The sequence below is a fragment of the Methylocystis sp. Uni0008 genome (assembly GCF_056838045.1).
Map to the genome: position 1 here is coordinate 325,464 of NZ_JBXEJH010000002.1, position 13,917 is coordinate 339,380.

At 59.7% G+C, this 13,917-nt stretch carries 12 protein-coding genes and 3 pseudogenes; 7 read left to right on the top strand and 8 right to left on the bottom strand.

What is annotated here, in order from left to right; genetic code table 11:
• Positions 1–478: 478 nt before the first annotated feature.
• Positions 479–2,743, top strand: coding sequence for a copper-transporting P-type ATPase (locus tag AC0X69_RS21410; protein WP_164479499.1), 2,265 nt, complete (start codon positions 479–481; stop codon positions 2,741–2,743).
• Between the two features lie 228 nt (positions 2,744–2,971).
• Positions 2,972–3,233, top strand: a pseudogene (locus AC0X69_RS21415) (IS1380-like element ISCARN79 family transposase); the annotation flags it as partial.
• A 190-nt stretch (positions 3,234–3,423) separates the two neighbouring features.
• Here the strand turns inward: AC0X69_RS21415 and AC0X69_RS21420 are convergent.
• Positions 3,424–3,636: a transposase gene (locus tag AC0X69_RS21420; protein WP_109026914.1), complete on the bottom strand. Its 213-nt coding sequence runs from the start codon at positions 3,634–3,636 to the stop codon at positions 3,424–3,426.
• A gap of 762 nt (positions 3,637–4,398) precedes the next feature.
• Between AC0X69_RS21420 and istA the strand changes: the two genes are divergently transcribed.
• Together istA and istB are read left to right on the top strand one after the other, a co-directional pair.
• Complete coding sequence (gene istA / locus AC0X69_RS21425; RefSeq protein WP_432431939.1) at positions 4,399–5,925, top strand: IS21 family transposase; 1,527 nt, start codon at positions 4,399–4,401, stop codon at positions 5,923–5,925.
• A gap of 11 nt (positions 5,926–5,936) precedes the next feature.
• Positions 5,937–6,682: pseudogene (gene istB, locus AC0X69_RS21430) on the top strand (IS21-like element helper ATPase IstB).
• Positions 6,683–7,117: 435 nt separating this feature from the next.
• On the opposite strand, the gene AC0X69_RS21435 reads toward istB, so the two are convergent.
• The gene (locus AC0X69_RS21435; protein ID WP_124740578.1) at positions 7,118–7,609 is read right to left on the bottom strand and encodes a hypothetical protein; all 492 of its coding nucleotides are present in this window, start codon (positions 7,607–7,609) and stop codon (positions 7,118–7,120) included.
• A 73-nt stretch (positions 7,610–7,682) separates the two neighbouring features.
• Here AC0X69_RS21435 and AC0X69_RS21440 point away from each other — a divergent pair, with 73 nt between their 5' ends.
• Positions 7,683–7,868: a hypothetical protein gene (locus AC0X69_RS21440; protein WP_109026916.1), complete on the top strand. Its 186-nt coding sequence runs from the start codon at positions 7,683–7,685 to the stop codon at positions 7,866–7,868.
• Positions 7,869–7,971: 103 nt separating this feature from the next.
• Here AC0X69_RS21440 and AC0X69_RS21445 read toward each other — a convergent pair whose 3' ends face one another.
• On the bottom strand, positions 7,972–8,286 hold the full coding sequence (locus AC0X69_RS21445; RefSeq protein ID WP_245435146.1) for a hypothetical protein: 315 nt from the start codon (positions 8,284–8,286) through the stop codon (positions 7,972–7,974).
• Between the two features lie 230 nt (positions 8,287–8,516).
• Positions 8,517–8,582, bottom strand: a pseudogene (locus tag AC0X69_RS21450) (hypothetical protein); the annotation flags it as partial.
• 97 nt (positions 8,583–8,679) lie between these two features.
• On the opposite strand from AC0X69_RS21450, the gene AC0X69_RS21455 reads away from it, so the two are divergent.
• Positions 8,680–8,892 (top strand): hypothetical protein, encoded by a 213-nt coding sequence (locus tag AC0X69_RS21455; protein ID WP_245435149.1) that lies wholly within the window; start codon positions 8,680–8,682, stop codon positions 8,890–8,892.
• Between the two features lie 154 nt (positions 8,893–9,046).
• On the opposite strand, the gene AC0X69_RS21460 is transcribed toward AC0X69_RS21455, so the two are convergent.
• The gene (locus AC0X69_RS21460; protein WP_245435102.1) at positions 9,047–9,637 is read right to left on the bottom strand and encodes a hypothetical protein; all 591 of its coding nucleotides are present in this window, start codon (positions 9,635–9,637) and stop codon (positions 9,047–9,049) included.
• Positions 9,638–9,845: 208 nt separating this feature from the next.
• Positions 9,846–10,619: a bacterial ammonia monooxygenase, subunit AmoC gene (gene amoC / locus AC0X69_RS21465; protein WP_109026919.1), complete on the bottom strand. Its 774-nt coding sequence runs from the start codon at positions 10,617–10,619 to the stop codon at positions 9,846–9,848.
• A gap of 165 nt (positions 10,620–10,784) precedes the next feature.
• Between amoC and AC0X69_RS21470 the strand changes: the two genes are divergently transcribed.
• Entirely contained in the window at positions 10,785–11,768 is a 984-nt protein-coding gene (locus AC0X69_RS21470) for a GlxA family transcriptional regulator (RefSeq protein ID WP_109026920.1), read from the top strand.
• A gap of 357 nt (positions 11,769–12,125) precedes the next feature.
• Here the strand turns inward: AC0X69_RS21470 and AC0X69_RS21475 are convergent, their stop codons facing one another.
• Complete coding sequence (locus AC0X69_RS21475) at positions 12,126–13,103, bottom strand: GlxA family transcriptional regulator (RefSeq protein WP_109026921.1); 978 nt, start codon at positions 13,101–13,103, stop codon at positions 12,126–12,128.
• Positions 13,104–13,193: 90 nt separating this feature from the next.
• The gene (locus AC0X69_RS21480) at positions 13,194–13,499 is read right to left on the bottom strand and encodes a putative quinol monooxygenase (protein WP_109026922.1); all 306 of its coding nucleotides are present in this window, start codon (positions 13,497–13,499) and stop codon (positions 13,194–13,196) included.
• Between the last annotated feature and the right edge of the window lie 418 nt (positions 13,500–13,917).

Genomic DNA, 13,917 nt, shown 5'->3' on the forward strand with positions numbered 1-13,917 from the left:
CCATCATGGAAAATGGGTGTGGGTCTGTCGCTGATGGAGAGAGCTTCGTGATTGAACGCATATTCGATGCGAAGCTGACGTACGGTAATTGTCGTCGACAATAATGGAACGGTCCGACCATCGATTTGCTGTCGGGCCGTGTTCCTTAGGCAACAGTACGAGGCGCGGAAGGTCTCATCGGCGTGATATCATCCAAGGAGTCCGCGCCCCTCATAAACCGTCGAGCAAAATGGCGGACCGCATCCAGTGACTTGCAGTTCCGCCGTTAAACTTTGCGTTGTTGATCTTTTCGAGCGACGATACACGACGACATCGGTCGAGCGGGAGCCTCCGCAGCCAATGGTGTCGAGGCCGTGACTGAAGGAACCGCCATTTCTGGAAGCGGGGCGGCCGTATTGCCGAGTGAGCAACGACGATCGACCTTGCGCAAAGGACGCCTAGATCAATTACGATGCCGCTTCTGACGGCGCAAGGAAGGATGAACCGAGTGGCCCACGAGCATCGGCATGATCGCGCCTCGCATGAGGAATCGAAGACGGCCCGTGGCGGTGTCACAATCGAGGATGCGCATCAAGACCCATCCCATGTAGCGGACGTTATCTACACATGCCCGATGCATCCGCAGATTCGTCAGATCGGGCCCGGAAATTGTCCAATCTGCGGCATGACGCTTGAGCCACTCGTCGCTTCGACCGAAGCCGAACCGAACGCCGAACTCGTCGACATGACTAGGCGGTTCTGGATCGGGCTGGCGTTGGCGGCGCCGGTGCTCGTCTTGGAGATGGGCGGACATTTATTCAATCTCCATCACTTGCTAGCGCCGCAGGCGTCGAACTGGCTTCAGCTTATTTTGGCGACGCCGGTCGTGATTTGGGCTGGCTGGCCGTTTTTGGTTCGAGGCGCGCAATCGCTCGTGACACGTAATCTGAATATGTTCACGCTCATCGCCATGGGAACGGGCATCGCCTGGATTTACAGCGTCATCGCAACATTGGCGCCGTCGCTCTTCCCGCCGGCATTCCGCAACCTCGATGGCTCTGTCCCGATCTATTTCGAGGCGGCGGCGGTTATCACCGTCCTTGTTCTGCTTGGACAAGTTCTTGAATTGCGCGCGCGGGAACAGACCGGCGGCGCCATACGCGCGCTCCTCGATCTCGCGCCAAAAATGGCGACTCGGATTAACGCTGACGGATCCGACGAAGAAGTTGTGCTGGATCTTGTGAAGGTCGGCGAGCGCCTGCGCGTCCGTCCAGGAGAAAAGGTTCCTGTGGACGGCGAACTCGTCGAGGGCCGCAGTTCGGTCGATGAGTCCATGGTCACCGGCGAATCCATGCCGGTGACGAAGATTGCAGGCGACAGAGTCATCGGCGGCACGCTTAATCAGACTGGCGGCTTTGTGATGCGCGCGGAGAAGGTTGGCCGCGACACCGTGCTCTCAAGGATTGTCGAGATGGTCGCATCCGCGCAGAGAAGCCGCGCGCCAATACAGCGCCTCGCCGATCAAGTGGCGGGATGGTTCGTGCCCGCCGTCATTCTCATCGCCGTTATTGCATTTCTTGCCTGGGCAATCTGGGGACCGGAACCACGCATGACGTATGGCCTTGTTGCAGCGGTCTCCGTTCTCATCATCGCTTGCCCTTGCGCGCTCGGTCTTGCGACGCCGATGTCGATCATGGTCGGCGTGGGACGCGGCGCGCAGTCGGGCGTGCTGATAAAAAGCGCCGAGGCGCTGGAGCGCTTGGAAAAAATAGACACGCTGGTGGTGGACAAGACCGGGACGCTCACCGAAGGCAAGCCGCGCGTCACGGCCATCCTCGCCGTCACCGGGATCTCCGAGGAAGATCTGTTGGCGACGGCGGCGAGTCTTGAACGCGCCAGCGAGCATCCCCTGGCGTTCGCAATCGTTCAGGCCGCAGCCGAGCGCGGGCTCGCGCTCAAAGGTGCGACGGATTTCGATTCCCCCGTGGGCAAGGGCGTCATCGGTCGGGTCGAAGGCAATGTGGTCGCGATCGGCAATCGTCGATACCTTGTGGAGCTCGGCGTCGATGCGACGCCGCTCGATAGCGACGCTGAACGCCTGCGGGAAGACGGCGCGACTGCTATCTTTGTCGCCATAGACGGAAGAATTTCCGGCGTCATCGGCATCGCTGACCCAATCAAAGCGACGACGGACGCCGCGCTGAAATCGCTGCGCGAAGATGGCGTCGATGTCGTGATGCTAACCGGCGATAACTGGACAACGGCGCGGGCCGTCGCCAAACGCTTGGGAATCGGCGAGATCGAAGCTGAGATCCTCCCTGAGGACAAGAGCAAAGTCGTGACCAGCTTGCGCGAGGCGGGTCGAATCGTCGCCATGGCGGGAGACGGCGTGAATGATGCCCCTGCACTGGCCGCTGCCGATGTCGGAATCGCCATGGGAACCGGAACCGATGTCGCGATCGAAAGCGCGGGGGTGACTTTGCTGAAGGGCGATCTCGGGGGCATCGTGCGTGGTCGACGCCTCTCCAAGACGACGATGCGCAACATCCGCGAGAATCTGTTCTTTGCGTTCATTTATAATGCCGCGGGCGTGCCCATTGCCGCTGGCGCGCTCTATCCGATCTTCGGGCTACTCTTATCACCAACGATCGCCGCCGCAGCGATGACGCTGTCATCTGTAAGCGTCGTCGTCAATTCCCTGCGACTGAAGCAAGCCAGGTTGGACCCCGAGCGAAAAATTGAGATGCCGCCATATACGACCTAAGCAGAGGGCTATAGGACTATTCGGTGCGGGGGCAGTCACCACTCCCACAGCGCCGGCTGTTCTCTCACCACTTTGCCACACTCACAGCATCTGTCATTGGCGGAACTCTCGCCCGCGTTATGAGAGCAAACATTTTGGCCCGCACTCGCCGGATGAACTCTGATTTCACTGTACAATTCGTCATTTATAGCAATTTTTAGAAGGTTAGGCTCGTTGAGTGAGGCGGCGATGACGAACGCGGCGGGTGAATCGGATGGAGAGGCTCTCAGGCTCGATTTTGACCGCCGTCTAAAAGATGCAATTCGGGGTTCGGTCGTGACCTCTGATGTTGGCGTGGTCGCCTTATCGAGAACTCGACGACGCGCTTGGCCTGAGCGGCATGGCGGGCGAGACTCTTGCCGGCGCCTGCACCGGCAAGAGCATGCTCTTGGTTGGCAATTTACGGCGGTCTGGGTTAGGTCGGCTCGCCGGCTACCAGGACGTGAACGACGTGAGCGGCTTCGGCGGGCCCTGGCGTTCTGGGCGTCGGCGCCGGCGTGGTACAATTCCAAGTTCTATCCGGCGATCGACAATTTCGTCGTGGTGCCCGTTTACGCGCGCGTGGACGGCGCCTTGTTCATCAGGTTGAGCGAGAATGTCTCGGGATAGCTCAACGTCGAGAATCTGGCTGGCGCGCGGTACTATGAATCGTAGATCTGCCAGCGCGTCGCTCCGTATCGGCGAGCGATATCGGCCACGATGGCGTTCGGCGTCAGACTCTCGGCGGCGATCCGAGCTTTCTCCGCCTCAGAGCGTCGCCGACGGCCCGTGGGGCCGGCAACCACCTCAATCCGTCCCGCGTAGCCTTCTTTCGAGACGCCCATTTGGGCGTCCATTTTGACGTCTCTGGTCATTACAGCCACCCTCGAAAGCAGGGGCTTCTTCGCATGATCAGAACATTTTCGGCAGAAGGGGATCGGCTAAGCGCTTACGTACTATGTCTTCGAGCATAACAACAACAACACGCCAGGCACCCCGCGCTCGGCCTATGTGACGCTGAACGCGCGAGTTTAAGCGAGTGCCGGCCGTGCACGCGCCGACTGGATGAGCCGTAGGCATCGATAGCCAGTCATTCTCGCCTGATGTATCGGCGCAGGCTCGAAAGACCCTGCGCCGGCTCGCCGGCTCAGCCCCGACTAGAACAAAAACCCTAAGCAGCTCCGCCAACGAGCTTCACGACAACCGCAGCGATTGTGTTCTAAGGGCCGCCAAGACCTGCATAGCAAGACCACCAATAACGCCCCCGCCCACCCAGCGAACATGTGGGCGCGGGTCGTCATTCGTCTCTCATAGCGGCTCCTCTAGTTTCCGCGAGCTGCCCCCTTGCCGTCTGTCCCGGAGCTTGATGCGCTCGCACGTGTTCGGATAGGCGTGGTTTGGCTCCCGGAGTTGCAGCGTTGCTGATTCCGCTTGATGGCGCCCCCTAAAACGAGATGAAGGCGCCCACCCGTTACGGAATGATGGCGCCCCCCGATTCCGAGATGATCCCGCCCCCTGCAACGGAATGATCCCGCCCGGGTGATTTCGTGCAGTGGCTCACCGCGGCCGTTGGCCTGATCAAGTCGCTCCTTTGGCAATCCAAGGGGGAGCGATTCATGCCAGCGGAGCGGATTACGATGCGCCAGGCGCGCGAGATTATTCGGCTGAAGACCGCGTCGGTTTCAGCGCACGAGATTTCCCGGCGTCTCGGCATGCCGCGTTCGACGGTTCGGGAAGCGCTCGAACGCGCGGAGGGCGCCGGGCTCTCCTGGCCGCTGCCGGAGGGAATGAACGACGACGCGCTGGAGGCGGCGCTTTACGCCAACCGGCGCAGCAAGCGCGGTCACCGGCGCGTCGAAGAGCCGGACTGGGCAAACGTGCATCGCGAGCTGAAGCGCAAGCACGTCACCCTGACGATCCTGTGGGACGAATACATCGCCGAGAACCCCGGCGGCTATCGCTATTCGCGCTTTTGCGAGCTGTATCGCGCCTTCGAGAAAACGCTGTCGGTGACCATGCGGCAGACCCACGCCGCCGGCGAGCGCCTGTTCGTCGATTACGCCGGCGACGGCGTTCCCGTCGTCGTCGACAGGCTCACCGGCGAAGTGCGCATGGGGCAGATATTCGTCGCGGTGCTGGGCGCGTCGAGCCTCACATTCGCGAGAGCGAGCTGGACGCAGACGCTTCCTGACTGGATCGACGCCCATGTCGGCGCGCTTGAGGCGATCGGCGGCGTTCCGCAGCTCATCGTGCCGGACAACGCCAAGACCGCCATCGTCAAAGCCTGCTTCTACGATCCACAGGTCAACCGCACCTACGCCGACATGGCGGCGCATTACGGCGCCGCGCTTTTGCCGGCCCGGCCCAGAAAACCGCGCGACAAGGCGAAGGTGGAATCGGCGGTGCTGATCGTCGAACGCTGGCTGCTCGGCAGGCTGCGTCGCAAAACCTTCTACAGCCTCGCGGAGGTCAACGCCGCCATCGACGGGATGCTGAAAACTCTCAACGAGGAGCGCCCCATCCGCCGGCTCGGTGTCACCCGTCGCCAATTGTTCGACGAGATCGACCGCCCGGCATTGAAGGCGCTTCCAGTCGAGCCTTACGAATATTGCGAATGGCGCTTGCGCCGCGTCGGCATCGACTATCACGTCGAGATCGACGCGCATTATTACTCCGTGCCTTATCGCTTCGCCCGGGCGGAGGTCGAAGCGCGCCTGACCGTCCGCGGCGTCGAGATTTTCTGCAAGAGCGAGCGCATCGCCGTCCATCTGCGGATGAGCGGCAACCGCAAGCACACGACCATTCCCGAGCACATGCCGTCGAGCCACCGGCGCTATGCCGGCTGGACCGTTGAACGCATCCGCGAGGACGCCCGCAAGATCGGCCCGGCGACGGCGGCGCTCTGCGAGCAGATTCTGGAGGCGCGGCCTCATCCCGAACAGGGCTATCGCGCTTGTCTGGGCATCGTCCGCCTTGTCGGCCCCTACGGGTCCGAGCGCGTCGAGGCCGCGGCGGAGCGCGCCATCGAGATCGGCGCGAAGACCTACGGCTCGGTCAAATCCATCCTCGACAACAAGCTCGATCGGAAGCCGGCGGCAAAGCGCGCCGCGGACGCGGCTCCGATCCTTCACCCCAATATCCGCGGCCCGCGCTACTATCATTAGGAGACAGCGACTTGCTTAAACATCCCACCCTCGACCAGCTTCACGCCCTCGGCCTTTACGGAATGGCCAAGGCTTTCGCCGAACTCGCAGAGACAGATGAGGCGAAAGGGATCGACCGCAACGACTGGCTCGCGCTGCTGCTTGATCGAGAAGCGTCTCTTCGACGCGACAAGCGGCTGACGGCCAGGCTGCGCGCCGCAAAACTCCGCCAGCAGGCCAGCATCGAAGATGTCGACTACCGCGCCGCGCGCGGGCTCGACCGCGCCCTGTTCCAGAAGCTAGCCGAGGGCCAATGGATCGACGCCCACGACAATCTCGCCCTCGTCGGTCCGTCCGGCGTCGGCAAGAGCTGGCTCGCCTGCGCCATCGGCCAGAAGGCTTGCCGGGACAATCGCTCGGTCGTCTATCATCGCTGGCCGAAGCTCTGCGAAGACCTTGCACTCGCGCGCGGCGATGGGCGCCACCGCGTCTTATCAAATCCCTCGGCCGCGCCGATCTCCTGATCCTCGACGACTTCGGCCTCGAGCCGCTCGACGCCGGCGCCCGCCACGATCTCCTGGAAATCCTCGAAGAGCGCTATGGGCGACGATCGACGATCGTCACATCCCAACTTCCCGTGACCTCATGGCATGAGGTCATCGGCGATCCCACCTACGCCGACGCGATCTTGGACCGCCTCGTGCACAACGCGCATCGCGTAGAACTCGTCGGCGAGAGCCTGCGCCGCGCCCGCGCCAAAGGACCCAAAACGACTTGACCAAAAACAATCGGAGGTGAGACAAATCTCGTCGGTCAACGAACGCGGCGCCCGGGCGGGATCATCTCGTAAAAGGGGGGCGCCATTATCCCGGAATCCCCGGGCGGCATTATCCCGTTACAGACGGGCGCCTTCGTCGGAATCGTCAGGCAACCCGCCGACTCAAGTCTTTGTCGGCTCTTCAGCGGCGTAGGCGCATCCTTCGGCGAGCGCAGCGGCAAAGAAACACGCCCAGGCAATCGCCAGTCGCGCGCAAGACGCGTGACCAAAATTCATGCGCTAACCGACGCGTAACGCTGCCTCTCGCCTTCTGACAACCGGCGGTCAAGTCGCTGTTTACCCGGCGGGCGCGGACATTCTGGCGAAACTGCCGCCTTATGGCGTTGCGCGGGCGACGACGGTTATCGCAGCGCCATTCACCGCCACACGCGCGCCCTAACCCGAAGGGACAAACTTGCCTCCGTCTGCGTCGCTGCGATCGCCGCCAAGGGTTAGGCGAGGCGATGTTGCGTCTGGCAAATCCAACTTGGGGATAGCGTATCGTTGGTTGAGCAAGGGCATGTAGTTGGACGCTGACGGCGCGGGCATGCCCGTGACGAACGCGGCCGCTGCCAGGAGAAACTGGACGCCGCGATCCGCTTTTGGTTTGCGGAAGAAGACGAACTGGCGATCCATACCGTGGCGGCCGCAGCCTACCGCTCTCTCCGCGACCTTATGGCGCGACGCGGATTGCAGCCTTTTGGCGAATTTGTGCGCGCTGGATTTTTTTCGGCGGAGCTGCGCGACGCGCTGCCGATCGAGGCGGTCATAGACGACTGCCGCCGGCGGCAAGCTGTCTTCGGTACGGAGTGGCGTCGTGCTTAGCATACTGCGCGCGCCTGGGTTGGACGCCGGCCCGAGCAACCTGGCCTTGACCGGGCCGAACATGGCGCGAATCCGACTGTTAAGAAATCATGGAACAAAGCCACCGCAGAAAAGTTGCGGCCTCGGGCGGGCCGTGATGACAGAAAAAAACAACCAAAGAAGCGACCCGCTCGCTCGCGAACTCCAGGAATTGCCCTTCGCCGGTCTCCAGCAAATCGGCAAGGAGCTACGGATTAAGCTCACAGAGATCATCGGGGAACCGCTGCCCGACGAGTTACAAGCGCTATTGGAGAAATTGGAACAGGAGCTTGACCAAAAGTAGACGCGCAGCGGCGTGCTGACGATTGTCGTCCATCAATGGTGGCGAGCACGTAGCCTACATAGAATCCCGTCGAGTGCCGACGCCAAGGGCGTACTAACGGAGCCTAACTCCTCTGAGTTCCATGGTTCTCCTCCGAGGCCGTGCCGTCGCGACGCATCATCACGACCATGTCAGGCGCCGCCGCGATGATGGCCTCGTCCGCCATCGGCTTGTCACCCTCGATCGCCCCCGCCGCGTTGACTCCTCCCCCCAATTCGATGATCGCTTCGGCGGAAGTGCCGCGCCCGCCGATCACGGGCCGTTGGTTCTGCAGCGAGAGCTCGAAAAGGACGCGGCGCGGCGTTTCCGTCTTGGCGACGACGCCGGCCGGCGTTGGGATGTCCGGCACGGATTCACTGATGAACGGCCGGTAGCACATCCCACGCCATTAAGCCTGCTAGGATGAGATTCGGGAAAAATGCAGTTACGATATGAGCAATAATGAAGCAGTTTCGAGTCATAACCGGATGGATCGACTATTGGCCGCCTATCATCTGGTGACCTGACTTCCATGGACTCCCGCAGCGGTAGCCTGCCCTCGGGTAGAACCTTCATCTCCTCGCCCGTCAGCATCTCGAACTCGAGCACCCCATTCGCGAGCGTATCGAGTTGCCTGTGTTTTTCGGTCAAGATGCGCTTGGCCTCATCATAGGCTTCCTGCACCAGCCGCCGCACTTCGGCGTCGATCGTCTGCTACGTCGCTTTGGAGATCGTCTGGTGCCGGATCGAATAGCCGAGGAAATGTTCCTGGTGCGTATCGGCATAGGCGACCGTGCCGAGTTTGTCCGCCGGCCTTGGCGGCGGCAATGACGCGCACACACGACGCGCCGACGCCGACGAACATTTCGACGAGGTCGGAGCCCGAGATCGAGAAGAAGGGCATGCCAGCCTCGACCGCCTCGGCTACGTGCTGGCGGCCGGCGCGACGCCCATGCGGCAGGGAGCGGCTTTGGCCTTCGAGGAGCCGGGCACAGCGTCGACATAGATGCACGCCGTTTTTGGAATGCAAAGACCGTCATTGCGAGGAGCGTAAGCGACGAAGCAATCCAGGAGTCGCACTAAAAAGTGGATTGCTTCGTTGCGCTCGCGATACGATCCAGCGCGAAGACCGTTCGCTCCAAGGGAGCAAACGGTCGCCATCACGCGTGGCGGAGCTTGGTCTTTTTCGACGATCGCTTGCCGAAGACATGCGCGTACCAGCCCGCGCCCAGAGCGAGCGCTACGACGGTAGCGACGGCGACCGCAGTCCAATCGCGTAGAAACGCTTCCCCGACCGAGAAGGGGAAACGGGCGTTGTATTCCTTGCGCCCATCTTCGCTGCGCGCCCGCACGAGCGCCACATAGTCGCCTTGCTTCCTGAAGTCGTGTTCGAGCTGGATAACGCCGGTCTGGAACTGCGCGGGCGGCAGGTAGGCTTCGTTCGGCGCAGCCTCGTCGTCCCCCTTCGGGTCCGCCTCAACGATGCGGATCTCCACCATCATGTCCCGCAATTCGTCCTGCATCGTGTCGACCACGATGGTCGTCGGTCCTGTCTCAGGAATGTCCTCGCAGAACTGGCTTCGCGATTGCGTCGGCTGATAGAAGCTGAAGGTTATGATGTTAGGCCCCATCTGGGTCGCGCATTCGCGAACTTTCTGGAAAGCCTTGGCGGAATCCCTGCGCACCGCCTGTGCGTCCGCGCGGGCGATCAAGCCGATCGCCGCGAGGAGAATCAATAGGAGCCTCATCATGAGCATGCCTCCACTCGTCTTCCGGCACCGCGTCTCTAGATTCGAGAATGCCGCAATTTTTGGTCTGACGTCCATCGCCTCCCGCCGCAGAAGGCGGCGAGAGGCGACGAAATGAGCTCGATTCTGGGAGTTTTTCGCATTCCCTCCCGCGCCGCGCCGTCGTTCGTCAGGAGGTCCAAACGCGGCCGCGGCGCGAGAATCTTGAGCCTTACGCGCCGGTCAGCAGTTCGACGCCTTCCTTGCCGATGACACGATGGATGTTCAGCAGGAGTTGGATCACGACCCCGAACACGCCGAGCGCCATCCAGCCGAAGAACACGAAGCCCCAATGCAGCGGCGCAACGAACAGCTCTTCCATAAACCAGAACGTGTGGCCCCACTCATTCAGGCCAACGTTCGGAATGATCATGAAGGGTCCGATCGAGACGATCAGATAGGCAATCGAATAGCCCTTCGAGAAGTAGGGGATTCGCGTCTTCGCATGGAAGAAGCAGCCGATCGCCATGATCGAGTAGATCGGATAGCTCATGTAGAACTCGATGATGTGCGACGGGGTGAAGTCCGTGTCGCGAATCACCGTCATGTGCCACGTGCCGTCCTGCTCGGTGAAGAAAGACGCGCCCCAATAGATCGCCGCCGCATAGACGACGAGCCAGGCTGCATTGTCGGCGATGGCCTTCATCTCCTGACGCGGCGTCACGGTCGACATGTCACGCACGCGCGTCTTCCAGAGCCAGCCGGCGAGGCCGATGCCTGAGATGAGCTCCAGCGGAATTTCCGTCCACAGAATGCTCATCCAATAGGTCTGGAACTCCGGCGCGAATGAATCGAGGCCAGCCCGCCAGCCGTAAATCTGCTCGTATATGCGCACGATCAGATAGAACCCGTTCAGAACGGCGAGCCCGATCCACATTCCCCTTAGGTCGACAACTTTTTCCACTTCTGCACGGGACCGGCCCGCAACTTCTGTTGTCACACTCATTTTTCATCCTCCGATTGATCCGGGCGGTCTTGGTTCCTCCCGTGAGGGAAATGTGCTCGACCTTGAGATCGATTACAGCTAGTCTCGTTTGACAATAAGAATACCGGGCTTGCCATCGAGTTTGCCAAACTCGAGACAAAGTCTGCCAAACGTCAGGGCGTCGCAATGGATGTTGTTGTCCTTGGCTATCGCGATTGCATCGGGTCTGCGTTTCTGGGTCCCTATGACATGCTTACGATGAGTCTTCGGATGCTCACGAAGCCAGGTAGACCGCTGCCGTTTGAAGTCGTTACCGCGAGCTTTAATGGCGCGCCTTTTGATGACGGAAACCGTAGGCGGCAGGAGGTAGATAAGGGCCTTGATTCGATCAAGTCTTGCAGCGCTGTCATCGTCCCAGCTTACATATGTGATGGTAATAATCGTCTGTCACTCTCTATCGAAATTGGTGCAATCGCGGCCTGGTTGAGGCATCAACATGCGCTTGGCGCAATTGTGTGCGCCTCCTGCAACGGGGTCTTCATTCTTGGCGAGGCTGGGCTACTTGATGGTCGCCGTTGCACAACAACGTGGTGGCGGCACGATGATTTGAAGGCCAATTATCCACGCGCACAGGTCGCGTGGGGTGCGTCTCTTATTGAAGAAAATCGTGTTGTAACTGCGGGCGGGCCGCTTTCATGGATCGACCTTTCGCTCCACGTCATTCGCTCTCTTTGCGGTGGTGACGCCGCGAAAGAGGCTGCAGATTTCACGGTTGTTGACACGACGCCATCAACTCAAACCATTTATGTCCCTCCCGGACATTTGGCAGCGTCCAACCGGTTCTTGCTTGAAGCTGAGAGGGTGGTTCGCCAGGCCGGTGATGCACCGCTAACAGCCCGGCAACTCGCAGTTGCGCTCAATTCCTCAGAGAGGACGCTCCACAGACGCCTTAAAGAAACCTCAGGAGAAACTCCGAAAGGCTTCATCGATCGAGTACGTTTTGAAATCACTCGAACGCTGCTCGAGACGACTGCACATTCCGTTAAAGAGTTGTCGCAGACCTCAGGATACTCAGATCAAACTAGCTTTCGCCGCGCATTTCAGCGGTATTCTGGAATGACCCCAGGTGCCTATAGGGCATGGATAAAAGCGCGCCGAGGGACTGCGTGAAACGTGTACTCGTGATTCATTCGGTGAGGTTTGTAGTGATGATGACAGGCCCCTCTCGCCTCCCGCCGAGAGATATGACCTTATTTGCACGCGAACAAAGCAGACCGGAGCGCCCACGTCGCTAAACGAGCCCCTCTCAGCGGGCACATTGTGCTCGAGCGGAAGAAGTTCGAACATAGGCGTGGCTCATGCTGGAGGGTGACTGTGGCAGCACACGCATTCGACGCTTACGGAACTGTCTTTGACGTGCGTTCCGTGACAGTCAAGCCAGAAAAAATTGCGAATCATTAGCTGCCTCCCTCTCCGAAGCCCCGAGTCAGAAATTCGAACCGATGGGACTCTTTATGGGTCCGGAGCCTAAGTTTGTCGATTGCGACTCTGGGTACGGTAAGCCCCAGGCGTCATGCCGGAGTATCGATAAAATGCTCGTCGAAAGCTCGCTGCATCCGAATACCCAGAGCTTGCAGCCAGTTGCTTCAGCGAGCATTTTGTCGTCTCAAGTAGCATTCGAGCGGTTTCGAAGCGCACGCGATCAATAAATTGCTTTGGCGTCTCGCTGGTCGCCTCTTTTAGCCGCCGATTCAAAGTCCGACTCGACATGCCAAGTGCGCGTGCGAGGTCTTGCGCTGTCATAGGGTCCTCTCCAGCTAGCCGGACGACGTGCTCCGCTTCAAGCAAGAAGGCGTTCGCCGCAGCAAAATGACTAAGTGGAGCATATACCGAGCGCGTCGAGGGGGCCGTGTCGACGACCGCGAAATCAGCAGCTATCTTTGCAGCATCTCCACCACACAGCGAACGAATGACATGCAAACACAAGTCAACCCACGATAAAGGCCCGCCCGACGTTACTATCCTCTCGTCCTCGATGAGCGGAGCGCCCCATATAGCGTCGGCTCGCGGATAGCGGCTTTTCAATTCATCGTGACGCCACCACGTGGTTGTGCAACGGCGACCATCAAGTAACCCAGCTTCGCCAAGAATAAACACGCCGCTACACGAAGCGCATACCAAAGCACCAAGTGCATGTTGACGGCGAAGCCACGCGGCCAATGTACCAATCTGCGGCGTTGACAGGAAGTCAGCATTGTCGTCGCATAGATAGCCAGGTACCACTATCGCGCTTGACGCCTTGATCGCAGTGACGCTCTTTTCTACACTTAGAGCGCGCCCGCTACTATCTTCAAATGGCTTGCCATTAAAACTCGCCGTCAAAGTCTTGAAAGGCTGACGGTTGTCCTCTTTGCTGATCATTAGCGAGCTGAGCTTCAGCATATCGACTGAGCCAACGAATCCGGCTCCTAGGCAGCCGTTGAAGCCGAGCACGACAATTTCCATAGCCAGCCTGCTTGGGGTCAGCACAGCGCCGCCCCCGACACCAATTCCGCCTCCGGTTTACTGGTCCGGCGTTGACGCTCGTTCATTTGGTCATCGGTTGGGGAGTTTTTCAACCAAGATCTCAATTTTTTCTATTGATGGAGGCTTCTCCAGGAGATCCGGAGCGTTCGCCATTAGTGCTTTGGCTACTCCTCCAGAGAGATGGGCCTCGCGCCCCTTCTCGTCCGGAAAGGTATCGAAAATACCAAACCTTGACAGGCTCATCTGGATTGCAAACCAGCTGGCGGTATTTGGTTCTGCCTCGACGAGTGGCAGCGCGTCTCTCAAGAAGGTAGCTAATTGCTTCTCTTTTCCCACCTTGGCTTCAAGAGCAACAAACAATCCTGGCTTAGTCATTGGACTTTCTCCTTAGCTTGATCTGGATTACAGCGGTCAGCGCCGACAGGACGTGAAGCCTCCGTCACGTGACATTGCCTGTACGCCCCAAGAAACTCCCGAATCGAAAAGAAAGTGAGGACCCCGGCTGTCGCCATGGTAGAGCCAAGTAGAAAGCTATTGCCTCCGACACCGGCGCTTTCATCTGCTATAGCTGCACTTGCAACGTAAAATGCGGTGACCCATATCGCCACGATCCAGATTGCAACAGCTATCGCGTATAGGACATTTCCATTGAGCCGCTGGCTCTTAGCGCCTGTTTGCATAGTAATACTCTCACCCGCTCTCGCTCGTGATGAGCTATGTTGCACAGATTTAACGAAGGCTTGATCACCCACAGGGGGCCAAGTTTGCCAAAATTGGCTTCAAGTGTGCCATG

Excerpts from the sequence above, each read along its gene's own strand:
- AC0X69_RS21410 (WP_164479499.1), top strand. The coding sequence starts at position 479 with ATGAACCGAGTGGCCCACGAGCATCGGCATGATCGCGCCTCGCATGAG.
- AC0X69_RS21420 (WP_109026914.1), bottom strand. The coding sequence starts at position 3,636 with ATGACCAGAGACGTCAAAATGGACGCCCAAATGGGCGTCTCGAAAGAA.
- istA (WP_432431939.1), top strand. The coding sequence starts at position 4,399 with ATGCGCCAGGCGCGCGAGATTATTCGGCTGAAGACCGCGTCGGTTTCA.
- AC0X69_RS21435 (WP_124740578.1), bottom strand. The coding sequence starts at position 7,609 with ATGTTCGGCCCGGTCAAGGCCAGGTTGCTCGGGCCGGCGTCCAACCCA.
- AC0X69_RS21440 (WP_109026916.1), top strand. The coding sequence starts at position 7,683 with ATGACAGAAAAAAACAACCAAAGAAGCGACCCGCTCGCTCGCGAACTC.
- AC0X69_RS21445 (WP_245435146.1), bottom strand. The coding sequence starts at position 8,286 with ATGTGCTACCGGCCGTTCATCAGTGAATCCGTGCCGGACATCCCAACG.
- AC0X69_RS21460 (WP_245435102.1), bottom strand. The coding sequence starts at position 9,637 with ATGATGAGGCTCCTATTGATTCTCCTCGCGGCGATCGGCTTGATCGCC.
- amoC (WP_109026919.1), bottom strand. The coding sequence starts at position 10,619 with ATGAGTGTGACAACAGAAGTTGCGGGCCGGTCCCGTGCAGAAGTGGAA.
- AC0X69_RS21470 (WP_109026920.1), top strand. The coding sequence starts at position 10,785 with ATGGATGTTGTTGTCCTTGGCTATCGCGATTGCATCGGGTCTGCGTTT.
- AC0X69_RS21475 (WP_109026921.1), bottom strand. The coding sequence starts at position 13,103 with ATGGAAATTGTCGTGCTCGGCTTCAACGGCTGCCTAGGAGCCGGATTC.
- AC0X69_RS21480 (WP_109026922.1), bottom strand. The coding sequence starts at position 13,499 with ATGACTAAGCCAGGATTGTTTGTTGCTCTTGAAGCCAAGGTGGGAAAA.